Source organism: Sphingomonas sp. 37zxx, from assembly GCF_000786205.1.
Lineage (GTDB): Bacteria > Pseudomonadota > Alphaproteobacteria > Sphingomonadales > Sphingomonadaceae > Sphingomonas.
Genome location: NZ_JROH01000028.1, coordinates 19,723 through 45,681, shown reverse-complemented (window position 1 = coordinate 45,681; position 25,959 = coordinate 19,723). Strand labels below are relative to the sequence as shown.

At 65.4% G+C, this 25,959-nt stretch carries 20 protein-coding genes; 6 read left to right on the top strand and 14 right to left on the bottom strand.

Translation table 11 applies throughout. The features are described 5' to 3' along the window. The first annotated feature begins 1,131 nt into the window (after positions 1 to 1,131). Complete coding sequence (locus QU44_RS11875; protein WP_033922428.1) at positions 1,132 to 3,270, top strand: TonB-dependent receptor; 2,139 nt, start codon at positions 1,132 to 1,134, stop codon at positions 3,268 to 3,270. A 132-nt stretch (positions 3,271 to 3,402) separates the two neighbouring features. On the opposite strand, the gene QU44_RS11870 is transcribed toward QU44_RS11875, so the two are convergent. From QU44_RS11870 to QU44_RS11860, 3 genes are read right to left on the bottom strand one after another with little or no spacing between them, the layout of a single operon-like run. Further along, positions 3,403 to 4,806: a sensor histidine kinase gene (locus QU44_RS11870; RefSeq protein WP_033922426.1), complete on the bottom strand. Its 1,404-nt coding sequence runs from the start codon at positions 4,804 to 4,806 to the stop codon at positions 3,403 to 3,405. A 2-nt stretch (positions 4,807 to 4,808) separates the two neighbouring features. After that, entirely contained in the window at positions 4,809 to 5,486 is a 678-nt protein-coding gene (locus tag QU44_RS11865) for a response regulator transcription factor (protein ID WP_033922447.1), read from the bottom strand. Positions 5,487 to 5,512: 26 nt separating this feature from the next. Further along, complete coding sequence (locus tag QU44_RS11860; RefSeq protein WP_231621723.1) at positions 5,513 to 5,824, bottom strand: PepSY domain-containing protein; 312 nt, start codon at positions 5,822 to 5,824, stop codon at positions 5,513 to 5,515. 142 nt (positions 5,825 to 5,966) lie between these two features. On the opposite strand from QU44_RS11860, the gene QU44_RS11855 reads away from it, so the two are divergent. Genes QU44_RS11855 through QU44_RS11845 form a run of 3 tightly spaced genes read left to right on the top strand, consistent with a single transcriptional unit; the run spans position 5,967 to position 8,353 of the window. Then, the gene (locus QU44_RS11855) at positions 5,967 to 7,760 is read left to right on the top strand and encodes an ABC-F family ATP-binding cassette domain-containing protein (protein WP_033922422.1); all 1,794 of its coding nucleotides are present in this window, start codon (positions 5,967 to 5,969) and stop codon (positions 7,758 to 7,760) included. A gap of 27 nt (positions 7,761 to 7,787) precedes the next feature. Further along, positions 7,788 to 8,066 (top strand): ribbon-helix-helix domain-containing protein, encoded by a 279-nt coding sequence (locus QU44_RS11850; protein WP_052134748.1) that lies wholly within the window; start codon positions 7,788 to 7,790, stop codon positions 8,064 to 8,066. Beyond that, the gene (locus tag QU44_RS11845) at positions 8,063 to 8,353 is read left to right on the top strand and encodes a type II toxin-antitoxin system RelE/ParE family toxin (RefSeq protein WP_033922421.1); all 291 of its coding nucleotides are present in this window, start codon (positions 8,063 to 8,065) and stop codon (positions 8,351 to 8,353) included. The genes QU44_RS11850 and QU44_RS11845 overlap by 4 nt, the downstream gene beginning before the upstream one ends. Here QU44_RS11845 and QU44_RS11840 read toward each other — a convergent pair. The 5 genes from QU44_RS11840 to QU44_RS11820 are packed head-to-tail and all read right to left on the bottom strand — an operon-like array spanning position 8,350 to position 16,016. Next, the gene (locus QU44_RS11840) at positions 8,350 to 9,165 is read right to left on the bottom strand and encodes an ATP-binding protein (protein ID WP_033922444.1); all 816 of its coding nucleotides are present in this window, start codon (positions 9,163 to 9,165) and stop codon (positions 8,350 to 8,352) included. The two genes, QU44_RS11845 and QU44_RS11840, sit on opposite strands and share 4 nt — an antisense overlap. Positions 9,166 to 9,220: 55 nt before the next feature. Continuing rightward, positions 9,221 to 11,194: a tetratricopeptide repeat protein gene (locus tag QU44_RS11835; protein ID WP_033922420.1), complete on the bottom strand. Its 1,974-nt coding sequence runs from the start codon at positions 11,192 to 11,194 to the stop codon at positions 9,221 to 9,223. Next, positions 11,178 to 12,533, bottom strand: a complete 1,356-nt coding sequence (gene prsR, locus QU44_RS11830) for a PEP-CTERM-box response regulator transcription factor (RefSeq protein WP_033922418.1) — start codon at positions 12,531 to 12,533, stop codon at positions 11,178 to 11,180. The genes QU44_RS11835 and prsR overlap by 17 nt, the downstream gene beginning before the upstream one ends. Then, a complete protein-coding gene (gene prsK, locus QU44_RS11825; protein ID WP_033922416.1) occupies positions 12,530 to 14,638 on the bottom strand; it encodes an XrtA/PEP-CTERM system histidine kinase PrsK in 2,109 nt (702 codons plus the stop codon). Before prsK ends, prsR begins: the two co-directional genes overlap by 4 nt. After that, the gene (locus QU44_RS11820; protein ID WP_033922415.1) at positions 14,628 to 16,016 is read right to left on the bottom strand and encodes a TIGR03013 family XrtA/PEP-CTERM system glycosyltransferase; all 1,389 of its coding nucleotides are present in this window, start codon (positions 16,014 to 16,016) and stop codon (positions 14,628 to 14,630) included. The genes prsK and QU44_RS11820 overlap by 11 nt, the downstream gene beginning before the upstream one ends. A 164-nt stretch (positions 16,017 to 16,180) precedes the next feature. Here QU44_RS11820 and QU44_RS11815 point away from each other — a divergent pair, with 164 nt between their 5' ends. Further along, positions 16,181 to 17,236: a mannose-1-phosphate guanylyltransferase/mannose-6-phosphate isomerase gene (locus QU44_RS11815; protein WP_081988007.1), complete on the top strand. Its 1,056-nt coding sequence runs from the start codon at positions 16,181 to 16,183 to the stop codon at positions 17,234 to 17,236. 39 nt (positions 17,237 to 17,275) lie between these two features. Here the strand turns inward: QU44_RS11815 and fdxA are convergent, their stop codons facing one another. From fdxA to QU44_RS11800, 3 genes are read right to left on the bottom strand one after another with little or no spacing between them, the layout of a single operon-like run. Further along, positions 17,276 to 17,617, bottom strand: a complete 342-nt coding sequence (fdxA, locus tag QU44_RS11810; RefSeq protein ID WP_033922413.1) for a ferredoxin FdxA — start codon at positions 17,615 to 17,617, stop codon at positions 17,276 to 17,278. A gap of 37 nt (positions 17,618 to 17,654) precedes the next feature. Further along, positions 17,655 to 17,945 (bottom strand): S4 domain-containing protein, encoded by a 291-nt coding sequence (locus QU44_RS11805; RefSeq protein WP_052134745.1) that lies wholly within the window; start codon positions 17,943 to 17,945, stop codon positions 17,655 to 17,657. 22 nt (positions 17,946 to 17,967) lie between these two features. Next, positions 17,968 to 20,475, bottom strand: a complete 2,508-nt coding sequence (locus tag QU44_RS11800) for a helicase-related protein (RefSeq protein WP_033922409.1) — start codon at positions 20,473 to 20,475, stop codon at positions 17,968 to 17,970. 244 nt (positions 20,476 to 20,719) lie between these two features. Here QU44_RS11800 and QU44_RS11795 point away from each other — a divergent pair, with 244 nt between their 5' ends. Next, positions 20,720 to 22,231, top strand: a complete 1,512-nt coding sequence (locus QU44_RS11795) for a M23 family metallopeptidase (RefSeq protein WP_033922408.1) — start codon at positions 20,720 to 20,722, stop codon at positions 22,229 to 22,231. A gap of 145 nt (positions 22,232 to 22,376) precedes the next feature. Here the strand turns inward: QU44_RS11795 and QU44_RS11790 are convergent, their stop codons facing one another. From QU44_RS11790 to QU44_RS11780, 3 genes are all read right to left on the bottom strand, one after another. Continuing rightward, the gene (locus tag QU44_RS11790; RefSeq protein WP_081988009.1) at positions 22,377 to 24,071 is read right to left on the bottom strand and encodes an ATP-binding protein; all 1,695 of its coding nucleotides are present in this window, start codon (positions 24,069 to 24,071) and stop codon (positions 22,377 to 22,379) included. An 87-nt stretch (positions 24,072 to 24,158) separates the two neighbouring features. Beyond that, on the bottom strand, positions 24,159 to 24,923 hold the full coding sequence (locus tag QU44_RS11785) for a TIGR02186 family protein (RefSeq protein ID WP_033922407.1): 765 nt from the start codon (positions 24,921 to 24,923) through the stop codon (positions 24,159 to 24,161). Next, a complete protein-coding gene (locus QU44_RS11780; RefSeq protein ID WP_033922406.1) occupies positions 24,920 to 25,834 on the bottom strand; it encodes a sulfite exporter TauE/SafE family protein in 915 nt (304 codons plus the stop codon). Before QU44_RS11780 ends, QU44_RS11785 begins: the two co-directional genes overlap by 4 nt. Between the last annotated feature and the right edge of the window lie 125 nt (positions 25,835 to 25,959).

Below are 25,959 nucleotides of genomic sequence, written 5' to 3'. Positions count from 1 at the left end.
CAGATCACCGGGTTGATGGAGGTGCTCAGCTTGCTATCCACGGACAAACCATAGCCTGCTAAATTGAAAGGGTTAATGTCCAATAATTCATTATTTCATCTTTGTTCCCGCCATATTCACGACGTTTTTTGAATAATGGTCCGTATTATACATTTATGTTGTAACTATATTTGACAATAGCCATACCGGAGTAAGCTTTTGCATTAGTCAAACAGATTATGTTTTATAGTCCGTTTGAGAGTGTTAATATCCTGGTTCAAAATCATCTGGTTTTATTTTTAGGAGAGATTCATACCATTATTGTCATATTTCGAAATAGCGTATCAGATCCTTGTTCCAACTCAGATATTGCCTGCCGGCCCAAATAATCCGCTACTGGTGTAGTGATATTTCATTCAGCTTTCCGTAATTCCCGGATCAACCGTCGGTGTCCAAATCAACCTGGTCTTCCAGGAAACGACACGGTTCCGGCAAGGCATTGGCCCTGGTGCCTTGCAGGCGCAATTCATCGACGCCAATGGCAACGTCAACATCTATCCGCGAGAGCGTTTTTTCGGGTCGACCGCTATCGGCTTCCTCCACCAGACGGTCTTGCCGTGACAGATGGGGTGATTGGGGCTCACCCTCGACTCGCTGGGTGGCTGCTCCTTGCAGATAGTAGAACGTGGTCCGTGTTGAGCGGCCACCACCATGAGGAGGAGCAACCATGCGCTATTATGCGGGCCTGGATGTATCGTTGGAAGAGACGGCGATCTGCATTGTCGGTGAAACGGGTGTCAACGGACACCGAAGTTTCCCTTAAAGTTGGCGCTTAAAATTCCCTGTTCTGGCTGGGGCGGGTTGGGTTCTGGTGATCAGCCGGATGCGAGATCGGCGGGTGCCTTCGATGTTGGGCGCGCCGCCGCTACCTTTCTCGATCGGCTTTGGCACCATCGTCGCCCCGCGCAGCCACGCGGTCGCAAACGGCGCTCCGCTTCCCGCAATGCCCGTCGTTCATCTGTGACATAACCGCATCACTTCAGCCGTTTCGCGCGCTTTTGCGCGAACATCCCGCATTGCCACAAAAACGTCTTGAGACTTTATAACATCGCAGTATGAAAGGCGCGTTCCTCAAGCGCCACGGACCCTTTCATGCTGTTTCGTACCCTATTAGCGACGTCGACCATGCTGGTCGCCTGCCCCGCCCTTGCCCAACCGATGGACGACGTCACCGCTTCGGCGACGACTGCCGAGGCTGAAGTGCAGCGCGGCGATCACACCAGCCAGTCGAACGACATCATCCTGACCGCACCTTATCAGCGCAACCGGCTCGACGTATTGTCGGGAACCACGGTGTTGTCGGGCGAAGTGCTGACGCGCGAGCTTCGGCCGACGATCGGCGAGACCCTCGCCCGCCAGCCCGGCGTATCTGCCACGTCGTTCGGCCCCAATGCCTCGCGCCCGGTGCTGCGCGGCTTTCAGGGCGATCGCATCCGCGTGCTGATCGACGGCATCGGCAGCATCGATGCTTCGACGACATCGGTCGATCACGCCCCGGTCATCAATCCGCTGACCGCCGAACGGATCGAAGTGCTGCGTGGCCCGTCGGCCTTGCTGTTCGGCTCATCGGCGATCGGCGGTGTCGTGAACGTGATCGACAACCGCATCCCGCGCAGCCTGCCCGACGAAGCGGTGCATGTCGACGCGCTGGCGACCTATGGCTCAGCTGCCGACGAACGCTCGATCGCGGGTGAGGTCGAGGCGCGGATCGGCGGCAATCTGGTCGCGCATGTCGATGGCACCTATCTTCGCACCGGCGATCTGCGGACCGGCGGCTATCTGCTGTCGCCCGGTCTGCGCGCCACCGCGCTCGCCAGCGACGAAGCCGAAGTACGCGAAAATGGCGAGCTGCGTGGTCGCCTGCCCAACAGCGCGGCGGAAACCTGGGAAGTCGCAGGCGGGCTTTCGGTCGTCACCGATCGCGGCCATCTGGGCTTCTCGGTCACGCGCTATGAAAGCACCTATGGCGTGCCCTCCAGGCTCGAATATGAGCATGAGGAAGGCGATGATGACCATGACGGCGAGGAAGGTCATGGCCATGAAAACGTCCGGTTGAACCTGAAACAGACGCGGTTCGACATTCGCGGCGAGGTCGAAACCGATGGCGGCTTACTCGATCGCATCCGGCTGCGGCTGGCGGCGGCGGATTACCGGCACGACGAGCTGGAGGAAGATGGCGGCATCGGCACCAGCTTCTTCAACCAGGGATATGAAGGGCGGCTTGAGCTGGTGCAGGCAAAGCGCGGCGGCTGGCAGGGCGCGACCGGCGCGCAATTCTTCATCCGCGATTTCGACGTGAACGGCGAAGAGAAATTCGTGCCGCGCAACACCACCCAGCAACTCGGCCTGTTCACGCTGCAATCGTTCGATTTCGGTGCGGTACGCGCCGAAGCGGGCGCGCGGTTCGAAAATACCCAGCTCAAGGCACAGGCCGATGCTGACCTCGACACACCGCTCAACCGGCGCGAGTTCAACGCCTTTTCCGGCTCGATCGGGGCCAGCCTTGGCTTGACCGAAACCGTTCGCTTCGGGCTGAACGCCTCGCACACCGAACGCGCGCCATCCGCCGAGGAATTGTTCGCCAACGGCCCCCATGCCGGCACCCAATCGTTCGAAATCGGCAACACCGATTTCAACAAGGAAACGAGCTGGGGCCTCGAGGGCACGCTGCGCGGCACCGCCGGGCCGCTCACCTTCGGCGCTGCGGCCTATTATAACTGGTTCGACGACTATATTTATCAGTCGCCCACCGGCGAAGAAATCGACGAATTGCCGGTGTTCCAATATGCCCAGGCCGATGCGCGGGTATGGGGCTTTGAACTCGAGGCGGCAGCGCGGCTGGCTGAGATTTCGGGCGTTGCGATCAATGTCGACGGCATCGCCGATTATGTCCGCACCACGATCACCGGAGTCGGCCCCGCGCCGCGCATCCCGGCGGCGCGCGTGCTCGGCGGTCTCGAAGCACAGGCCGATCGCATCGGTGGCCGGGTCGAGGTCGAACATGTGTTCGAACAGGACAGGGTGAGCAATTTCGAATTGCCGACCGCCGATTACACGATGGTCAACGCATCGCTCTCATTCCGCCCCTTCGGGCGCGGCAATGCGACGACGCTGTTGTTGCAGGCGACCAATTTGTTCGATGTCGAAGCGCGGCGCCACGCCAGCTTCCTCAAGGACTTCGCGCCGCTGGCCGGACGCGACCTGCGCGCAACGGTGCGGTTCCAGCTATAGCGCGGACTCCGCTCCTCACCCCCCTCCCTGGTCAAGGGAGGGGCCGGGGGTGGGTCGGCCCGTCGCTAAGCGAGCCACCCGACAATCGGCCCACCCACTCCAACCCCTCCCTTCCAGGGAAGGGGGAATATCCTACCGCGCCGCCGGCAACCGCAGCCGCACCATCAGCCCGCCCAGATCCTCGCTCTCCTCCAGGCTGACCGTGCCGCCATAGATTTCAGCTACGTCGCGCACGATCGCCAGGCCAAGCCCCGTGCCCGGCTTGCCGCTGTCGAGCCGCACGCCGCGATCGAAAATCCGAACCCGATCGCTCTCGCCAATCCCCGCGCCGTCATCCTCGACCAGGATTTCGACGAACCCGGCCTCGGCGCGCGCAGTGATGAACACGCTGCCGCCACCATATTTCGCGGCATTCTCGACCAGATTGCCGAGCATTTCATCCAGATCTTGGCGTTCGATATGCGCGATCAAATCGGTGCGCCCATCGACGTCGATGCGGACATGCTGATACAGCCGCGCGACGGCGCGTTCGACCGCCAGCACGCTTGGCCACACTTCGGCGCGGCTGTGCGCGCTGCCACGCCGACCGACGGCGCGCGCCCGCGCAAGGTGATGATCGACCTGCCGCCGCATCGTTCGTGCCTCGCGCACCACCGTCGCCGGCAGATCGTCAGCACCGGCGGTCGCTGCGTTCATGATCACCGTCAGCGGGGTCTTGAGCGCGTGCGCCAGATTGCCGGCATGCCGCCGCGCCTCTTCGGCCTGGCGTTCATTGTGCGAGATCAGGTCGTTGAGCTCTTCGATGATCGGGGCGACTTCGGCGGGCATCGGCCCATCGATCCGCGCCGCCCTGCCGCCGCGCATCTTGGCCAGCTCGCGCTGCAAATGCCGCAGCGGCAACAGCCCGTACCAGGTCTGCAACGCCGCCATCAGGATCAGCCCGACCCCAAGCAACAGGAAACTGCGGGTCAGCGTTTCGCGCAGCGCCAGGATCTGCGCGTCGAGCAATTCGCGCTTCTGCGCGATCTGGAACCGCCACCACACTTGCGAACCCGGCAACCGGACGTCGCGCTCGGCAACGCGCAGCTTTTCGTCGGCGAACTCTTCTGAATCATAGAAATGCGCAGAACCGCTGGGGGTGTGGGTCGTCACCCGCAGCCGCCGGTCCCACAAGGAACGCGACGGCTTGGGATCAAAACCCTTGCCGCTCACCTGCCAATACAGCCCCGAATAGGGTTCGAAAAATCCCTGGTCGGCAAGCTCGCGGCTGAAATCGATAGCGCCATCGGGACCGATCTCCGCCGACACGATCATCGATGTCAGCAGATAATCGAGCTGCTCGTCAAAGCTGCGCGTGATCGCGCTCGTCAGCACCCGATCGAGCGCGAAGCCGCCGCCCGCCAGCAACAGCAATATCCACGCGCTGGCGATGATGATCATCCGCCGGCTGAGCGACCCCGTCACCCGCACATAAGGGCGCGGGCGATCATGCGGCGATTCGGCGGACAACGCTTTGTCGGGGGCGGATGACGCCATGGTCAGGCCGGCGGCGGCGTGCCCGGCTCGTCAAGGCTATAGCCCATGCCGCGAATCGTGGTGATGACGTCGGAGCCGAGCTTCTTGCGGATTCGGGTCACGAACACCTCGATCGTGTTCGAATCGCGATCGAAATCCTGATCATAGATATGCTCGATCAGCTCGGTGCGGCTGACCACCTTGCCCTTGTGATGCAGCAGATAGCTCAGCAATTTATATTCCTGCGCGGTCAGCTTCACCGGCTCGCCGGCGCGCGTGACCTTGCCGCTGCGCGTATCCAGCCGGATGTCGCCCGCGGTCAGCTCGGCCGAGGCGTTGCCCGATGCCCGGCGAATCAGCGCGCGCAGCCGGGCGATCAGTTCTTCGCTTTGAAAGGGCTTGGCGACATAATCATCGGCCCCGGCGTCGAGTCCGGCAACCTTGTCCGACCAGCTGTCGCGCGCGGTGAGCACCAGCACCGGCGTGGTCTTGCCCTCCTTGCGCCAGCGATCGAGCACCGTCAGGCCATCGACCTCGGGCAGGCCCAGATCGAGGATGATCGCATCATATTGCTCGGTCGAGCCGAGATAATGCCCCTCTTCGCCGTCGCTCGCCTGATCGACGGCATAGCCGGCACCAACCAGGGTATTGTTCAACTGCTGCCGCAGATTGGGTTCGTCCTCGACGATCAAGACGCGCATCATGGTTCCTTCTGAGGCATGGGTGGTCAGTCGCCCGATCGCCCGAGGACTTGCCCCGACCGTCCATCGACCTCCACCCAGATGACATTGCCATCGCGCAGGAACTTCAGCGTGTAAACCGAACTTCCCGAATCGAAGTCGAAGCCTAGGTATCGGGCGGTACGCATCTGCGGCACGACCCGGCGTTCGATCTCCCGAACCGGCAACAGCCGCCCCTGCATCCGCGCTTCGTGCGCGACATCATGGTCGCCGCGCAGCTTTTGCGACGAGTCGGCGGCTGCCGGGCCAAAAGGCACCAGCAGGCACGTTATGCCTAGAAAACCACGCTTCGCCGACATTCTCATTGGCTTTGCATAGGGTTCGCGCCTTGAACAGCCTCTGAATGAAAACGTCGCCATTCGGCAACGTGCGCGTGGCGAAATGGCAACGCAGTACGCAACCATTGCCGCTAAACCGTCCGCGCCCTAGAGCGTGCCCATCATGGCAGCACCTCTTCTCGCATTCGAAAATCTCGGCCTCGTTCAAGGCTCGGGTTGGCTCTTTCGCAATCTCGACATCCATATCGGCGCGCGCGACCGCATCGCGCTGATCGGCCGCAACGGCGCGGGCAAGACGACCTTGCTCAAATTGCTCGGCGGCCAGGTCGAGGCTGATGAGGGCCGCCGGGTAATCGTCCCCGGCACCAACGTCGTCACGCTGGAGCAGGAGCCGCGCATGACCGGCTGCCTGACGCTGATGGACTATGTCCTGTCGGGCGACGATGCCCCGGCGCGGCACGAGGCCGAATCGATCGCCGACCAACTCGGCATCGACCTGAGCCGCGAAGCCGCAACCGCGAGCGGCGGCGAGCGGCGGCGGGCGGGCATTGCGCGCGCGCTGGCGCAGGATCCCGACGTGCTGCTGCTCGACGAGCCGACCAACCATCTCGACATCCACGCGATCGAATGGCTCGAGGAATGGCTGAACCGCTATCGCGGTGCCTTCGTCGTCATCAGCCATGACCGGACCTTCCTGACGCGGCTGACCAAGCAGACCTTGTGGCTCGATCGCGGATCGATGCGCCGCGCCGAGATCGGCTTTGGCGGGTTCGATGCCTGGACCGAACAAGTCTATGCCGACGAACAGCGCAATGCCGAAAAGCTCGACGCACGGCTGAAGCTCGAGGAACATTGGCTCCAGCGCGGCGTGACCGGGCGACGCAAGCGCAACCAGGGGCGGTTGAGCAAGCTGTACGAAATGCGCGCCGAACGCGCGGCGATGACCGGGCCGGCAGGCGCGGCGAACCTCACGACCGCCGCCGACAATTCCAAGACCAAGGTGGTGATCGACGCCAAGGGCGTGAACAAGGGCTATGGGACCGGTGACGATTGGCGCCCGATCATCAACGACCTGACGCTGCGGATCACGCGCGGCGACCGGATCGGCATCGTCGGCAAGAACGGCGCGGGCAAATCGACCTTGCTCAAGCTGCTGACCGGCGAGATCGAACCCGATAGCGGCCATATCCGCCTCGCCAAGACGCTCGATCCGGTGATCATCGACCAGCAGCGCAGCAAGATGGCGCCGGAGAAGACCGTGCGCGAAGTCGTCGCCGATGGCGGCGAATGGATCGACGTGCTGGGGGTTCGCAAGCATATCCACGGCTATCTGAAGGAATTCCTGTTCGAACCGACGATGGTCGAGGCCAAGATCGGCACGCTATCGGGCGGCGAGCGGTCGCGATTGCTGCTGGCGCGTGAATTCGCGCGGCCATCGAACCTGATGGTGCTCGATGAGCCGACCAACGATCTCGACCTCGAAACGCTCGACCTGTTGCAGGAAGTGATCGCCGATTATGACGGCACCGTGCTGATCGTCAGCCATGACCGCGACTTTCTCGATCGCACCGTGACGATGACGATCGGGCTCGACGGATCGGGAACGGTCGACATGGTGGTCGGCGGCTATGCCGATTGGGAAGCCAAGCGCAAGGTGCGCCAGGTTGCGGCGAAAAAGGCGGGCAAGGCCAGCCCCGACGCCCCGAAATCGAAGCCGGTGAAGCTCAGCTACAAGGACCAGCGCGATTTCGAATTGCTGCCCAAGCGAATCGAGGAGCTGGAGGCGACGATCGCGCGCGACGAGGAGCGGCTGGCCGATCCCGAGTTGTACGCGCGCGATCATGACGGTTTCGACCGGCTGATGGCAACAATCGCCCGCGCGCGCGAGGAAAAGGAAGCCGCCGAGGCACGCTGGCTGGCGCTGGCCGAGCAGGTGGAAGCGCTCGCGGCTGGGTGATAGGCTGGCCCGCGATGGAGGCTGAAAATGGGTGCGATTCGTAAGATCACGATCGAGGTAGATGAAGCCGAGGCTTCAGGAATCGACCATGCAGTAGCTGCGGGCGACTATGCCGACGCAGAAGCGGCAGTTCGAGCAGCAGTGCGATTTTGGAATCGCGCCCGCGAAGCCGAGATTTCAAGGCTGCGCGCACTGATCGAGGAAGGACTCGCAAGCGGCGACCCGATCGACATGCCCGACGACTTTTTTCAGGATATTATTCGTCGCGGCAACGAACGCCTTGCCGCCGCGCGCGCGGGGTCGTGAATCTTCGCTATCTCGCAAAAGCGCGCGACGATCTCGACGAAATCTATTTTCATATCGCCCAGGAAAATGAGGCAGCCGCCGGTCGCCTCGTCAACAAACTCGAATCGGCGGTTCAGCGGCTAGGCAATTTTCCCCGCAGCGCCCCGGACCGAAGCGAGCTTGGTGAAGGACTGCGCGGGCTGACCACGGGGGGTTATGTCATATTCTACCGGGTCGAGCCGGGCACTGTTACAGTGTTGCGCGTCATCCATGCCGCACGCGACCTGCAATCAATCGACCTGACCTAAACCGCGCGCCCCTCGCGCCCCGCGACTTCGGTGACATATTGCCACGCCACCCGCCCCGATCGGCTGCCACGCCGCGTCGCCCATTGCACTGCGTCATGCGCGTCAAAGGGCAGGCCTTCGGCATCGCAATAACCGCGCACGATCGCGAGGTAACCGTCCTGGTCGAGCGCGTGGAAGCCAAGGCTGAGTCCAAAGCGATCGGCGAGCGCCAGTTGGTCATCGATCACGTCGCGCTGGTTGATCGCGCTTTCCTGCTCGGCGATGTCGCGCGGGATCAAATGGCGGCGGTTCGATGTCACCACCAGCCGCGCATTGCCGGGCCGCGCTTCGGCCCCGCCTTCGAGCAGCGAACGCAGCGACCGCGCATCGGCGGCGGTGTCGAATCCCAGATCATCGACAAAGATCACGAACGCGCGCGGCGTGCCGTCGATCGCTGCGAACAAGGCGGGCAAGGTCGCGACATCCCCCGCCGCCGCCTCGATCAGCGCCAGCGCGCCGCCTTCGGCCTGCACCGCGCCGACTGCGGCCTTCACCAGCGCCGACTTGCCGGTGCCGCGCGCGCCCCATAGCAACGCATCCTGCGCCGCATGCCCCGCCGCCAGCCGGCGCAGATTGGCGAGCAAGGTCGCCTTTTGCGCGTCGATCCCAACCAGCCGCTCAATCGGCAAGGGATCAAAGGATCGCGCCGCCACCAACGCTTCGCCGCGCCAGACATAAGCTGGATGCGCTAGTGGATCGGCGGCGGCCAAGCGCGGCGGTGCCAGCCGATCGAGCGCATCGGCGATCCGCGCCAGTGTTTTGGATGTACCCATAGCCGCCCATTTCCAGCCAACCGGCCAAAGCGTCAAGCGATCCTGCTTCATCCCCTCAATATCCGGCCAGCGTCTCCGCCAGATGCGCGCGGATCGCCGGGTGGCGCGGGGCGATCGTCGCCGCCTTTCGGAACAATTGCACCGCCCCCGCCCGGTCGCCGGTCGCTGCCAGCGCCTGGCCATAGGCATCGGCCACCACCGGGTTTTGCGGCTGAAGCGCATAAGCCGCGCGCGCATATTCCAGCGCACGCCCCCCTTCGCCCACGCCGACATAGGCGGCGGCCAAGCCTGCCATCACCCCGGCATCACGATTGCCGATGCGCGCCCGGATCGCCTCCAGCGTATCGACCGCGCCGCCATATTCGCCGCCCGCCAATTGCCACGCCCCGGTCAGCCGAAGCGCGGCAAGATTGCCGGGATGCTGCGACACGAACAGCGCCAGCGCATTCGCCGCGCCCACCTGCTGCCCGGCGGCGGCGCGCGCCTCGACCAGACGCAGCAGGATCGGCTCGTCGAAACCGATCGACGCGGCGCGCGCAAAGGCTTGCGCGGCAGGCACGGGCTGTCCGGTCAGCATCAGCACGTCGCCGATGGCGGCATGCGCGGCGGGAAGGCCCGGATAGCGCGCGGCCAGCGCCTGCGCCTCCGCCAGCGCGCGCGCGGCTTCGCCGCGCAACACCAGCGCGCGGACGAATGCGATGGTCGCTCCCGGTGCCCCACCCGCCGCGCGGGCCGCCGCCAACAGCGCCGGCAGGTCGCCGCCGCCGGCAAACGCCACCGCTTCGCCGCGCGCCGGGGTCGCCGCGCGATCGAGCAGCGCGCTGGCGGGCTCACGCTCACCCATCCGCTCTAACGCGCGCGCCGCCAGCGCCAGCGCATAGCTGTCGGCATCCCCGCGCTGGACCACCGGACGCAGCACGTCGGTCGCGCCGCGCGCGCCGTCGGATCGGGCGAGCGCCAGCGCCAGCAGCCGCCGCGCGCTGCGGTTGCGCGGCTGGCGATCGACCAGCGCTTGCAGCGCTTCGATCGCCTGTTCCAGCCGCCCGGTCTGAAGGTTGATGCTCCCCTTCAACAGCAGCACGCCGGGCATCCCCTCGCCCGCGCCGCCCAGCCGCTGGACGATCGCCTCGGCCAGATCGAAGCGACCCGCGCGCGCGGCCAGCACCGCTTGCAGATACAGCGCACGCGGCGCGGCGGGGCGCACCGCCTCGGCCCTTCGCACCGCTGCCAGCATCGCGCGCATCCGCCCGACATCGCCCAGCGTGGCGGCATATTCGATCAGCGCTTCGAAATGCGCGGGGTCGCGCGCCACCGCCCGCTCGAACCAGGGCAGCGCCGCCATCGGCCCGAACTGGCTCCGCACCATTTCGGCACGCAGCCGCAAGCTATCGACCTGGCGCGGATCGGCGGCATGGGCACGGGCGCTGGCGATAATCGCGCCGCCCGCATCACCGTTTTCCAGCCGAAGGCGGCCAAGCGTCACCCAGCTTGGCCAATCGCCCGGCCGCGTGGCCACCGCCGTTTCGAGCAGCGCCCGCGCCCGATCGCCCTCGCCCTGATCGGCCAGCGCCATCGCACGAACACGATCGGCATAGCGGGCATAGCGCGGATCGCTACGCTCCACCTCCGCCAGCGCGCGCGCGGCATCGCCCTGTAGATAGGTCGCATGCGCGCGCAATTGCCCAACGCGCCGCAGGTCGAAACCCGCCTTGCCCGCACGATCGAGCGACGCCGCCGCCCCGGCACCGTCGTCGAGCGCCAGTTGCGCGCGGGCCAACACCGCATGCGCCAGGCCGTAGCCGGAATCGGCCAGCACCGCCGCCCGCGCTGCCGCCACCGCCGCACTTGGGTTGCCGGTCTCGAGTTCACCCAGCGCGCGCGCAATCGCCGCATTCGATCCGGCGCGATCGCTACGCTGGGGCCAAACGGCACGAACGCCTAGCAGCAGCACGACCAGGAGGGCGATTGCCGCCCCGCCCATCACCAGCCGTCGCCGCACCGTCCGCCGCGACCTACGGCTGGAGGCCATAATTCTTCATCAGATCGTATAAAGTCGGCCGGCTGATCCCCAGCAGCCGTGCGGTGCCCGAGATATTGCCCTCGGCGCGCGCCAGCGCCTGTGCGATGGCACCGCGATCCGCCGCTTCGCGCACCGCGCGCAGGTTGATCGGCAATGCCGCGTCACGTTCGCCCAGATCGAGATCGACGGCGGTCACGCGGGCACCATCGGCCATGATCACCGCGCGCTTCACCCGGTTTTCCAGTTCGCGGACATTGCCAGGCCAGTTCCACCCCTCGATCGCGGTCACCGCATCGGGCGCAAATCCCTTGACCCCGACCTTCATCGCTTCGGCATGGTGGCGCAGGAAATGGCGGGCGAGCAGCACCGCATCGCCCGCGCGTTCGGCAAGGCCCGGTATCCGCACGACAATCTCGGCCAGCCGATAATATAGATCCTCGCGAAACCGCCCCTGCGCCACCATCGCGTCAATATCCTGGTGCGTCGCGCAAACGATCCGCGTGTCGACCGCAATCGCCTTGCGCCCGCCGATCCGCTCGACCACGCGCTCCTGCAGGAAACGCAGCAGCTTCACCTGCAATGCCAGCGGCACATCGCCGATCTCGTCGAGGAACAAGGTGCCGCCCGATGCCTGTTCGATCTTGCCTTCGGTGGTCTTGATCGCGCCGGTGAACGCGCCTTTTTCATGGCCGAACAGCTCGCTTTCCAGCAGCGTTTCGGGGATCGCGGCGCAATTTATCGCGACGAATGCGCCCTTTTGCCGCGGGGAGGCGTCGTGCAGCCCGCGCGCCAACACCTCCTTGCCGGTGCCGCTTGCCCCCAGCAGCATCACCGATACGTCAGCAGCGGCGACCCGCTCGATCGTGCGGGTGACTTTCAGCATTTCGGGGCTGGCGGTGACCAGACCGCCTAGTGACGTGCCGCCCTCCACCCGCGCCGCCAGCCGCTGGTTTTCGGCCTCGAGCGCGTGGACATAAAATGCGCGCGCGACGATCAGCCCCAGCGCGTCAATGTCGATCGGCTTGGCATAGAAATCATACGCCCCGTCGGCGATCGCCCGCAGCGCGCTGGCATGCGCGCCATGGCCCGATGCGACGATCACCTTCAGGTCGGGCTTCAATGCCAGCATCTCGGCCAGCGTGGCAAAGCCCTCGCTGGTGCCATCGGGATCGGGCGGCAGCCCCAGATCGAGCGTCACCACCGCAGGCTCTTCGGCGCGCAGCAGCGTCATCGCGCTGGCCCGATCGCCGGCGACCAGCACCTCATACCCTTCATAGGCCCAGCGCAATTGCCGTTGCAGGCCGACATCATCCTCGACGATCAACAATTTCTGCACCGGCTGGTTCATGCCGCCCGCTCCATTTTTCCTGCGCGCGCGACCGGCAGCGTCAGGCGAAAGCGGCTTCCCTCGCCCTCACGGCTGGTGACGTCGAGCGTGCCGCCCATCGCCACCGCATGCTGCCGCGCTTCGAATGCGCCGATGCCAAAGCCGTTGGGCTTGGTCGAAACAAACGGTTTGAACAGCCGATCGCGGATGAACGCCGCCGACATGCCACAGCCCTGATCAATAACCTCGACGATGACGCGATCCCCCTGAATAGCGACAGCGATGCCCACGGGTTCGCCCGGCGGGCTCGCCTCGATCGCGTTCTGCACCAGGTGCAACAGCACTTGTTCGAGCCGAACCGGATCGGCCAGCGCCAGCGCATCCGGCGCGCCGGTCACCACCACCGGATGCACCATCCGCCGTGCACTCGCCACAGTCTGCGCCAGCGCCAGCAGCGGCACCGCGCGCGGCGGATCGGTGCGCGGCAGCTTTGCCTGCGACAATCGGGCGATCAGGTCGTTCATGCGCGTGGCCGATTCGTTCAGCGTGGCGATCATGTCGGTGCGAAAGGCGGGGTTGTCGGCATGCCGCTGCGCATTGCGCGCGACCAGGCTGATCTGGCTGACCAGATTCTTGATGTCGTGCAGGATGAAGGCAAAGCGGCGGTTGAACTCCTCGAACCGTTCGACCTCGGTCAGCCGTCCTTGTGCGCGCGCTTCGGCCAGATAGCTGCCGGCCTGTCGCCCGACGACTTTCAGCAGGTCGAAATCTTCCCAATCCAGCGCACGGTCGATCGGCGGGCGCGCCAGCACGATCACCCCCGCCAGCGTCGCCAGATGCGGCAACGGCACCACTACCCAGGCATCGGGCAAGTCGATCAGCCATTGCGGCACCGCGTCCAAATCGCCCGGATCACCACGCCCCGCGCGCACATCGTCCAGCTCGATGATCCGGCCGGTCGCCGCGAGATGCTGGACCAGCTCGGGTGCCGTCGCCGCCGCCGGCAGCGCCGCCACATCCCATTGCCATGCCGCCCCGGTGCCCAGCCCGCCGGCATCGGGCACCAGCAGCAGACCGGCGGGCGAATCGGTCAAATCGGCAAGCGCCTTGACCATGCGCTCGTCGAGCGGTGCGCTATCCTCCAATCGGCCCAGCGTGTCGGTGAAGCGCAGCCATTCGGCGCGATAATCATAACGATGCTGGAACAGATGTTTGGCCAGCTTCACCCGGGTCCAGGCGCGCAATCGCCCGGTCGACAGGATCGCCAGCGCCGCTGCGGTCGATCCGAACACGAATGCGGTCTGCCACACTCTGGCCTGCGCGCCGCCCACCGCCTCCAGCCCCCCGGTCACCAGCCCGAGCAGCGCGAAATAGCCAAGGATGGCAAGTAGCGAGAGCGACTGCATCGCCGCCGCGCGCGACAGTCGCACTGGCCGCGAACCCCCGCGTGCAAAAGCAGCGGCCAGCACCGCCGCCAGTACCACCAGCACACCGCCGCGCGCCGCCACCAGTTCGTGCGGCCATGCGCCGCTGGCCCAGGCGAGCGTCAGCAAATTCACCTCGACCAGCCAGATCGCCGCCGCGATCCGCGCGATCATCCGTTGCTCGCCCCCGGCAAAGGCAATATATGCGCCTCGCGCCATCAGCAGCGCGCCGATCGACGCCAACAGGCGCAGGATAAACCCCAGTTCGAGCAGCGCCGCCGTCCCTGTGGGGTCGCTGACCCAGGCGACCATGCCGGTCGCGACACCGCCCATGACAAAGACCGCGCCGATCGTCAGGGAGCACGCCAGTACCGCCGAAACCGACGCCGCCTGCCCCTGTCCCTGTCCCTGTCCCTGTCCCTGTCCCTGTCCCTGTCCCTGTCGATGCAGCCAGTGGACGACCACCAGCCAGGCGAGGTTGCGGAGAATGTCGACCAATTGGGCAATCGGCGCATCGCCGCCGATACCCGCCACCGCCAGCGCCCATAATGCCGTCAGCCCGAATGCAGCGACCAGCGCGGCGCGCCCGCCGCCCGCCGGACGCTTGAGTGCCGACAGCGCAAGGACCGAAAACGCCAGGGCCGCCAGGGCGTGACCCCATAGGATCATCACCGCAATCGTCATCGCCGGATCACCGGGCACCCTCGGGCCACAGCACCACGCGGATCGTCTGCAACAGGATCAGAATATCGAGAAACGGCGAATAATTCTTGGCGTAATACAGGTCGTATTCCAGCTTTTGCCGGGCATCTTCCATCGATGCGCCATAGGGATAGTTGATCTGCGCCCAGCCGGTAATGCCCGGCTTCACCATGTGCCGTTCGGCATAATAGGGCAGCTGCTGTTCCAGATCGTCGACGAATTGCGGGCGTTCGGGCCGCGGGCCGACAAAGCTCATCTCGCCCTTCAGCACGCTCCAGCATTGCGGCAGTTCGTCGATCCGCGTCTTGCGGATGAAGCGGCCGACGGCGGTGATGCGCGGATCGTCCTTTTCGGCCCACACCGCCTGTCCATCGACTTCGGCATCGACGCGCATCGACCGCAGCTTCACGATGTCGAAACCCTGACTGTACAGGCCGACCCGCCGCTGCCTGTAAAAGGCCGGCCCCTTGCTGCTCAGCTTCACCACCACCGCCATGATGATGATAACCGGCAGCGCCAGCATGAGCAGCAACAGGCTGGCGGCGACATCGAACAGGCGCTTGAACGCGCTCGATAGCATCCGGCCTGACGAGAATCCGTCGGAAAAAATCAGCCAGGACGGGTTGAGACTGTCGAGATCGACCCGCCCCGTCTCGCGCTCGAGAAAGGTCGAGATTTCGTTGACATGCACCCCGGTGGTCTTGATCCGCACCAGGTCTTTCAGCGGCAGCGCGTTGCGGCGCTCCTCGAGCGCGAGCACGACTTCATAGGCGTTGAGCAGCACGACATGATCGGCCAGGTTGAAGATCGCATCGCGCGCGATCGCCTCGGGGATCACGCGATTGGCCTCGCTCATCGACACATAGCCGACCACGACGAAGCCAGCGCCCGGCGCACGCGCCAGCGCCTTCAGCCGCGCGGCGCGCGGCCCCGCCCCCAGCACCACCACGCGGCGCTTGAACACCTGGCTGCCCAGCGTCTTGCCCACCAACAGGCGCAGCATGAACAACAGTCCAACCGCAGCGACCATCGCGTACAGCAGGTTCGAGCGCCAGAAGGTGAGCGCGGGCACCAGGAAAAACAGCACGGCGAGGAAGATCGTGCCAAGCGACACCGCAACGATCAGCCGCGCGGTCGCCACCCGCATCGATGTCAGCGCCTCGGGGCTATAGGCACCCACCGCGACCATCGCGGTGCCCAGGCTGGCGGCGAAACTCAGCAACTGCGGGATTCGGGTCGTAAATGCTTCGGGGTCAAGGCCAAGCTCGTGGACGCGATACTGCCAGCCAAACTCGGCGGCGGCGATCAGGCACATGCAATCGAGCAGCGCGAGCAATAGCACCGCATTGGGCACATAATGCTTGAACAAGCGGATCATCGCATGCGCTCCGCATCAATGGGTGTAAGGTTGGCCGACACATGTCGGGCATGCCAACAATTGACGAAGAAAAGCTGAACGAACGCCAGCGTCGCGGGTTCTAGATGCTTTCCCTGCGCCCGCGGTCGGCGCATAGCGACAATAAATCTAGGAAAGCCCGGTCTATGGCATCATCGAACCCGATCATCCCCGTCATCCTTTCCGGTGGATCGGGGACGCGATTGTGGCCGATGTCGCGACCCGAAATGCCCAAGCAGTTGCTGGCGCTCACCGCCGAACACACCATGTTACAGCTCACCGCCAAGCGCGCGAGCATTGCCGAGCGGTTCGCGCCGCCGATCGTGGTGGCCAACGCCTATCATGCCGACCTGATCGATGCCCAACTGGCAGAAGTCGACGCCGCCGCCGACTCGCTGATCCTCGAACCGACAGGCCGCAACACCGCGCCCGCGATCGCGCTGGCGGCGATCGCGGCGGGGGGTGGCGAACAGCCGCTGCTGGTGATGCCGTCGGACCATGTCATCGCTGATCTGCCGGCGTTCCATGCGGCGATCCACCGGGCAATGCCGATGGTGGCTGATGGGTGGATGGTGACCTTCGGTGTTACCCCCGACGCGCCCGAGACGGGATATGGCTATATCCAGGTGGGCGAAGCGATTGCCGACGGCGTGCATCGCGTCAAACGGTTCGTCGAAAAGCCGCCGCGTGCCGATGCCGAAGCGATGCTGGCAAGTGGCGACCATGCCTGGAATGGCGGCATCTTCCTGTTCCGGGCCGATAAATATCTGGCGGCCTTGGCCACTTACGCCCCCGAAATACTGGCGGCGGTCGAGAAATCGATGGCCACCGCCCGGCGCGAGGGCAACCGGATCTGGCCCGATTCGCAGGCATTTGCCGCATCGCCATCCGATTCGATCGACTATGCCGTGATGGAAAAGGCCGAACGGGTGGCGGTGGTGCCGGTCGCGATGGGATGGAGCGATGTCGGCAGCTGGGATGCGCTGCACGCGATCAGCGAAAGCGATGCCGGCGGCAATGTCTGTCGCGGCGATGTCGTGGCGATCGACACCGCCAACTGCTTCATCCGCGCCGATGGCAAGCGAGTCGCGCTGATCGGGGTATCCGACCTGATCGTGGTCGCGAGCGGCGACGATGTGCTGATCCTGCCGCGCGGCCGCAGCCAGGAGATCAAGCAGCTACTGGAAGCGATGAAAAAGTAGGGTCCGATCCCCCTCCCACTGGCGGGAGGGGGGAAAAGCTCAGTCGCCTGCGCCGGGTTCGGCGGAGAAATGCTCTTCGAACTTGTTCGCCACGCCCTTAAACGCATCGGCATCGTCGGGGGTCTGGCCGGCATTGCGGGTGACGTTGGGCCATTGCGCCGAGAAGGTGTTGTTCAGCTCGAGCCATTGCTCCAGCCCACTTTCGGTGTCGGGCAGGATCGCCTCGGCGGGACATTCGGGCTCGCACACGCCACAATCGATGCACTCGCTGGGATTGATCACCAGCATATTCTCGCCTTCATAGAAGCAATCGACGGGGCACACCTCGACGCAATCCATGTACTTGCAGCGGATGCAGGCGTCGGTGACGACGTAGGTCATTGGCAGTGTTGCTCCAGTAAGCAGGTCGAAGATGCTGCTATGCCGCACCATCCTGCACGTCAACGCCCTTGGGGGTAACCGGGTCCAGACTGCTGTAGTGGATCACCGCCTCGGCGGGCGGCCCGCGCCGGGCCGGCAGCGCTTCGACCCGGACCACCCGGATACGGCCATGCAGCGGGAATGCCAGCACCGATCCCACCCGAACACAGGCCGAACTCCGCTCGATCCGTCGCCCGTCGAGCCGCAGGGTTCCCGCCTCGGCGATGCGCTGTGCCACGGCGCGGGACTTGGCGAAGCGGGCATACCATAGGAACAGGTCGAGCCGCATTTCCGCCAAGGGAGCCCCAGCACTAGCCATTACCGGGGACCAGTTCGCGCAGCGCGGCAAAGGCGTTGCCCGGTGTTGCCTGCACCGGCGCGGGACGCGGCAACCGGCTGCCCCGCCAGGTCCAATGCGGCGAGCCATCGGCCTGCGCTTCGCTGCGAAAGCCCAGCAACACCATCAGCTTGGCAAAGCTGTCAGGCGACATGCCGATCGAGGTTGCCAGCGCCGGATCGGGCACGAATGGCGCGCGGCCAGCACGGGCGTCATGCGCGGCGCGGGCAATCCGCTCGACCAGATCGACTCGCACCGCCTGCGCCCCGATCGTGCGGAAACCGACGCCCGGCTGCGCGTCGCCTGCACCAAGCACCGTCGCACCCACCGGCAATACAGGTGCCACCGGCTCGCCGCACCGCGCCGCCAGCAGTGCGCGACGCCACCGCGCGGGCAATGGCTTCAGCAATCGCGGATCGAACAGGTCAAGCGTGCCGATCACCAGCCCCGCCTTGCGAAGCCATTGCCGGGCCTGCCCATCGAGCGCCGACACCGCCTGCACCACATCGGCGCGCGGCGCTATTCCGCCCGCCTCGCCCAGCGCCGTGGCCACCGCGCGAAGCGCCGCCGGCGCAGCGGGATCGCGCGCCACCATGTCTAGCCAGACCAATGCGGGCGTATGCCGCTGCATCTGGCGGGTGACCCATGATTCGATCCGCGCGGTCACCGCATCGCGCGTTCCCCGGTCGAGGCAATCGAGCGTGCGATCGGGGCGAATGCGCGGGCGGGCGGTGGCAGGCCCGGCGACCAACCGCGCCACTGCATGCCCGTCCCACGCGATCGCCGGCTGCTCGCCCGTTTCGGCGACCAGCATCAGCGCGCGATCCTCGGCGGCGATCAGCGCGTCGGCCCGCCGCTTCCATTCGCCCACCAGCCGCTTTTCGGCGGCGGCCAGCAACATGCGCTTGTCGCCCGCGCGCGCATCGGGGGCGACGGTGAAGCGAAACCCGTCGAGCCGCCCGAGCACCTGTTCGTCGACCAGCACTTCGCCATCGCCGCCGATCGTAACCGGCAATGCACTGGCATCGGCCCCGATTTTGCGCAGCAGCACCGTCGTCCGCTTGTCGACGAAACGCTGTTGCAGGCTGGCGTGGAGCGCGTCGGACAGTCGCTCCTCAATCGCGCGGGTGCGCTCGGCCCAATGCGTCGGATCAAGCAGCCAGTCCTTACGATGCGCGATATAGGCCCAGCTTCGCGCGCCCGCGATCCGCCCGGCCAGCGTTTCGACATCGCCCTCGGTCCGGTCGAGCCGCGCAATCTCGTCGGCGAACCATTGGTGCGGCAAATGGCCATTGCCCTCGGACAAATGCCCGAACACCCGGCCGACGAAGCGCGAATGCGGGTCAAGCCCCAGCTTGCGGAAATCGGGCAGGCCGCACGCCGCCCATAGCCGCTGCACCATCGCGGGCGATCGCGTGCGCGCGCGGACCCAATCTTCGTCGGCCAGCCGCTTGAGCACCGCCAGGTCGATCGCCTGCGGTGCGGCGCGAAGCATTTGGTGCGCAGGGCGCATCTCCAGGCTGGCGATCAGTCCGTCGAGCGAAGCGAAATCCGGCTCGCCCTCGCGCCAGTAAAGCTGGCGAAGCGGCGGCACCTGATGCTCCTCGATCGCCATCACTTCCTCGGGGCCAAAGGCGCTCGGCCCTTCCTCGTGCAGCGCGCCGAAGGTGCCGTCGCGCTGGTGCCGCCCCGCGCGCCCGGCGATCTGCGCCATTTCGGCGACGGTGAGCCGGCGGGTGCGCCGCCCGTCGAACTTGTGGAGCGAGGCAAAAGCGACGTGCGCGACGTCCATGTTGAGCCCCATGCCGATCGCATCGGTCGCGACCAGATAATCGACCTCGCCCGCCTGGAACATCGCCACCTGCGCGTTGCGGGTGCGGGGGGAAAGCGCGCCCATCACCACCGCGGTGCCGCCGCGCAGCCGCCGGATCGCCTCGGCAACGGCATAGACTTCCTCGACCGAGAAGGCGACGATGGCGCTTCGTTTGGGCAAGCGCGACAATTTGCGCGCGCCGGCATAGCTCAGCGTCGAAAAGCGCGGGCGGCTGATAATCTCGGCCTCGGGCACCAGCGCCTTGAGCATCGGCTTGAGCGATGCCGATCCCAGGATCATCGTCTCCTCGCGCCCGCGTGCGCGCAGCAAGCGATCGGTGAAGACATGGCCGCGCTCGGGATCGGCGCTCAACTGCGCTTCGTCGAGCGCAACAAAGGCCACGTCGCGGTCGGTTGGCATCGATTCGGCGGTGCAGAGGAACCAGCGCGCCTTGGGCGGCAGGATCTTTTCCTCGCCGGTTAGCAGCGCGACTTCGCTCGGCCCTTTCAGCGCGACGATCCGGTCATAGACCTCGCGCGCCAGCAGCCGCAGCGGAAACCCCATGATACCGCTGGAATGCGCGACCATGCGCTCGACCGCGAGATGGGTCTTGCCCGTGTTGGTCGGGCCAAGCACGGCGGTAACGGGGCTACGCTCGGACTGGCTCATCGCGTGAACAACATCGGGGGTACGAGGGCCATGCGCAAGCGGGCATTCGGCTCACCCTGCCCATCGCCCCGCCAGGCTTTCAAGAGCGAAAGAAGATTTGGGCGTCCACCGTCGATCTCAAACGCCTTGTCGCGGTTCACACCCCTCCGGCGCCGGGTTAATTTGACTTTAAACTCCTGGTTGCACAGTCGGAACATCAGCGGCCGGAGCGGGGCGGGCGCGGCTGTCGGGGGCGAACACGCTTTTGTTCTTACGCAACGACCTTGGATTGACCGGCGGTGGCGGCGCGACTGCGCTAACCTTTGGTCGTGCGGGAATGGTGGCGGCACCGGCCAATGACTGGTCGGGCCGGCTGCGCGCGTGGCTGGCCACGGTCGACCTGGTCCCCGATCTCGGCGCGCAGATCGGATCGCGGCAATGGTTTCGCGGGGCCGCCACCTGCGCCGCGCTCTGCAGCTTCACCATCGCGCTGTCGCCAGGCCTTCAACCCCGCCTGATCGCGCAAATCCCCAGCGGCATTACCACCACCGACCATGACGAGCTTGCCTCGCAATCGATCGCGCCGCTGGCGTTCGGCGCGACCACCGGGCGGCGAATGGGCGCGACCAATGCGGTCGCGGTGCTCGCCGACACCCCCGAACGCCCGATCATCGAACTGAGCGCAACGATGGGCACCGGCGATGCGCTTCGGCGCGCGTTGGTGCGAACCGGGGTGGGCGCTGCCGAGGCCGAGCGCGCCGCCGATCTGGTCGCCGGCACCGTTGCGCTCGACACCATCCGCCCCGGCACCCGGCTCGATGTGACGCTTGGCCGCCGCGCGTTGAAAACGGTGCCGCGCCCGCTCGAAAAACTTGCCTTCCGCGCCCGGTTCGACCTTGCGCTCGAACTGGTGCGCGCCGATGCCGGGCTGGCGCTTCGCCGCATCCCGATCGCGATCGACAACACCCCGCTGCGAATCCGCGGGCGCGTCGGCTCCAGCCTCTATCGCTCGGCACGCGCCGCCGGCGCACCGGCTCGCGCGGTGGAGGCATTCATCAAATCGATCTCGGCCAAGGTGCCGATGGCGCGCCTGGGCGCCAACGACGAATTCGATCTGATCGTCGAACAGGCGCGGGCCGCGACCGGCGAGGTGCAACTCGGCAATCTGGTCTATGCCGCGATCGACCAGGGCGGGCGCGACGTGCGGCTGGTGCGCTGGGAACAGGCGGGCAAGACCATGTGGTATGATCCCAGCGGCACCGGCGAGCGCAAGGGCACGATGCAGATGCCGGTGGCCGCGCGGATTTCATCGGGCTTTGGCTGGCGGCGGCATCCGGTGCTGGGCTTTCGCCGGCTGCACAAGGGGCTGGACTTCGCCGCCCCCTATGGCAGCCCGATCCGCGCCGCCAGCGACGGGACCGTCGCCTATGCCGGACGCAATGGCGGCTATGGCAATTTCGTGAAGCTCAACCACGGCGCGGGCCTCGCCACCGGCTATGGCCATATGAGCCGGATCGCGGTGCGGCCGGGCACGCGGGTCACGCGCGGCGACATCATCGGCTATGTTGGCTCGACCGGCCTGTCGACCGGGCCGCATCTTCATTATGAATTGTGGCGAAACGGTGCGCCGATCAACCCGCAGTCGGTGTCTTTTTCCACCGTGGAGCGGCTGACCGGTCAGGACCTGTCGGCGTTCCGATCGAAGGTTGCCAGCTTGATGGCAGTGCCGATCGGGGTTAGCCCAAAAGCCAATAGCGAATCATTGCGGCCCCAGTAGCTTGATCGGGCCTTGGCAGCGCGGGCGGCCTGTTGCCGCGCACCGCCGCTGCCGCACATGGTGGGGAGAGAGGCGAACTGATTGCTGTCCGTAGGCCCCTCTCCCGCCCGCACCCGGAAAGGGGACGGGATTCGTTAAACTCTTATCAGTGCCGTTGGCTGCGCCAGCGACGGATCGTTCGATCGATCAACCCTTCTTCACCGCCGGTCTCGCGCCACAATAGGGCAAAAGAAGGGTCAGCCGATGCCGGGCGACGATTTTCTTCCAGATCGTCGAACAACACCCGGATCGGCGTCGACACGCCCTCCCCGCAGATGATGCTTTCGCGATTGCGAAGCGCCGGGATTGAATCGAGGAAACCGCGCGCACCCTCGGGCATTGCTGACCGTACATACGCCTGGTCACGCTCATTGTTCAGTCGCATGGCTATAATCGTGCCGCATTGCGACAACACGCCCTCGGCAAGGTCAGACGGCCGCTGTGTGATAAGCCCCAACGACACGCCGTATTTACGCCCTTCCTTGGCGATCCGGCTAAGGATCCTGCCGACCGAAGACCCGTCGGCGTTACGCTCGTTGGGCACATAACGATGCGCTTCCTCGCATACCAGCAATATGGGACGAACCGTTTCGCCGCGCGACCAGATCGCGAAATCGAACACCATCCGGCTGAGCACCGACACGACGACCGAAGTGATTTCGGATGGCACGCCCGACACGTCGATGATCGAGATCGGCTTGCCATCGGCGGGCAGGCGGAACATCCGCGCAAGGAAACCCGCCATCGTGTCCGCCACCAGCATGCCTGAAAACATGAACGAATAGCGCGGATCGGTCTTGATCTCGTCGATCTTGGTCTTCAGCCGCAGATAGGGCGCGCTATCGCCCGCGCGGTCCATCTTGCCCATCTCGGTCTGCACCAGATTGGTGAGGTCGCTGAGCAAATAAGGGATCGGCGAATCGACCGTCAGCTTGACGTCGGCGGCCAGCCGGTTCTTGCCGCGCGCCGCGAGCAGGCATTTGGCCAGGATGTCGGCGTCGATCTGGCGATCATTGCCGTCGCTGGTGAGAAACACCTCGCAATGTTCCTCGAAGTTCATCAGCCAATAGGGCATCGCCAGATTGCCGACGTCGAAGATCGCACCATTATGCTTGAACGCGGCGGCATATTCGCCGTGCGGATCGACCATCACGATATGCCCCTGCGGCGAGGCTTCGCAGATGCGGTGCAGGATCAGCGCGGCGGCGGTCGATTTGCCGGTGCCGGTCGATCCCAGCAGCGCGAAATGCTTGCCGAGCATCGCATCGATATACAGCACAGCCCGAATATCGCGCGTGGGGTGGACGGTGCCAACCTCGACATTGGGGCGATCATCGGTCGAATAGATTTGCTTGAGGTCGGCGGTTGAGACCGGAAAAACCTCACAGCCCGGCATGGGGTAGCGCGTGACGCCGCGGCGGAACTTGTAGAGCTTGGCCGTCAGCCGCTCTTCATCGCCCTCGCCCAAAAAATCGATCTGCGCGGCGATGTCGCCATGCCCGCCCGCCGCCAGCTTGAGCGAGCGGATATTGGCCACCAGCCACGTCATGCCGACGCGCATCTTGACCTGCGACCCGACCTGGCCCGCGCCGGCGATCGCCGGATCGGCATCACCGCGAAGCGCCTCGATCGTCGCGCGGTCGATCACGATCTGGCTGCCCGATCCGCCAATATCGGTGACCAGACCGATGGGTGTCGCATGCACAACCCCAAGCGGACCCGATCCCGCCTGTGACCTTGCGCCGGCACCGGGCTCGCCAAAGTCTTCTGTCGCGTGCGCCCAGTCGCGTCCTACCGGCATGTCCATTCCACGTACTCGCCCCGAACCTAGTTCGGACCGGTCATGCATGCTGCGCGGTAAAGATTGTGTTCTCCAATGGTTGCCCGGTCAGAATCGCCGCCACAACGCCCCCGCGCCCCAGCCGAACAATACCGACAGCGCCACCGCGATCAGACCATATAGCACCGACTGGTTTTCCGCCGCGCGCGCCACGAAACGCTCGAAGCCCGACTTGCGAATGTCGATCTCGCGCACCGCCGCCGCCAGCACCCGCCCGTCACGGATCAAAAAGGTTTCGGCGGTGAAGCGCCCCACCGGCACCCGCGCCGGAATGGCGATGCGCGCGCGATACAGCACGCCGTCGGTAATCTCGACCGCAGCGGGCGCTTCGTCGAACAGGCCGGTTCGGCGGCGAAGATCAATCAGCCCCTGGACGAACTTTGCCTGCATGCCCGCGGGCGCGCTGGTGATCGGCGACAATTGCAGGCTGTCGAGCCCAAGCTCGTAAATCGCGCGGGTGCGTTCATCGACGATCTGGTCGATCGGCTTGGACGAGGCGATGGCGTAAAAGGACGGCACCGAACGATAGCGCATCGATTCGGCATTCACCCAGATGCCCGCAATCTTTTCCTTTTGCCGCATCAGCACCGACTGCACCGGGCCGCGCACCACCACCACGATTTCGGCGGGATCAGCATCGGGATCGGGCAGGCTGCGATCGGGATACAGGATCGCGCCGAACAGCAGCAATTCGGCCCCGGTGAAGGAATAGATGATCTCGATGTCGCGCTGCGAAACATCGGGCACCAGCACCGGCTTGGCCCCGCCCAGCAGCAGCGCCGCCAGCAGCAAGGCGGCGATCCGCGCGATCATGCCGCCTCGACCGAATAAAGCTCGCCCGGCCGCCAGGCCAGGCCCAACCCCATCCGAAACGCGACCACCAGCACCAGCAACGCCAGCGCCAGGCGCAGATATTCGGGGCGCATCTTTTGCGCCAGGCGCGATCCGATCTGCGCGCCGGCAACCGATCCGAGCAGCAGCAGCACCGCCAGCACGATGTCGACCGCCTTGGTGGTCGTCGCATGCACCATCGTCGCCGCCGCCGTGGTGAACAAAATCTGGAACAGCGACGTGCCGACGACGACCTGAGTCGACATGCCCAGCAGAAACAGCATCGCCGGAATCAGGATGAAGCCGCCGCCGACGCCCAGCAGCATCGTCAGAATGCCGGTGAGCATGCCCAGGATCAGCGGTGCCAGCGGCGAGATATACAGCCCCGAACGATAGAAGCGCCACCGCATCGGCAGCGCCGCGACCAGCGGATGGTGCCGCCGCCGCCGGGCCGGGGCCGCCCGGTGCCCCCTGGTCACGCGGATGCTGTCGACCGATTCCTTCAGCATCAGCCCGCCGATCGACCCCAGCAGCAGCACATACAGGATCGCGATCGCGGTATCGATCAGGCCACTGGCGCGCAGCACCTCGAACAGCCAGGCACCGACGAACGAGCCGAGCACCCCGCCGACCACCATCACTCCGCCAATATGATAATCGACCCCCTTGCGCCGGCTATGCGCGATTACGCCCGACACGCTGGCACCGGTAACCTGCGACGCAGCCGACGCGGCGGCCACCGTCGGCGGAATGCCATAGAAGATCAGCAACGGCGTGGTCAGAAATCCACCGCCGACGCCGAACATGCCCGACAGCAGCCCGACCCCCAGCCCAAGCGCGATAATGACAAGCGCGTTGACCGACAGATTGGCGATGGGAAGGTACAGATCCATAGCTGATCAGAGCGTTACACAGGTGAGGGGCGAAGGCGAAGCGCGGATGTCGGCTTTGTGCGTCAAAACCTTCGACAGCCCCTCACCCTTCCGCGGCTGTGCCACTCCCTCCCTCTCCCGCAAGC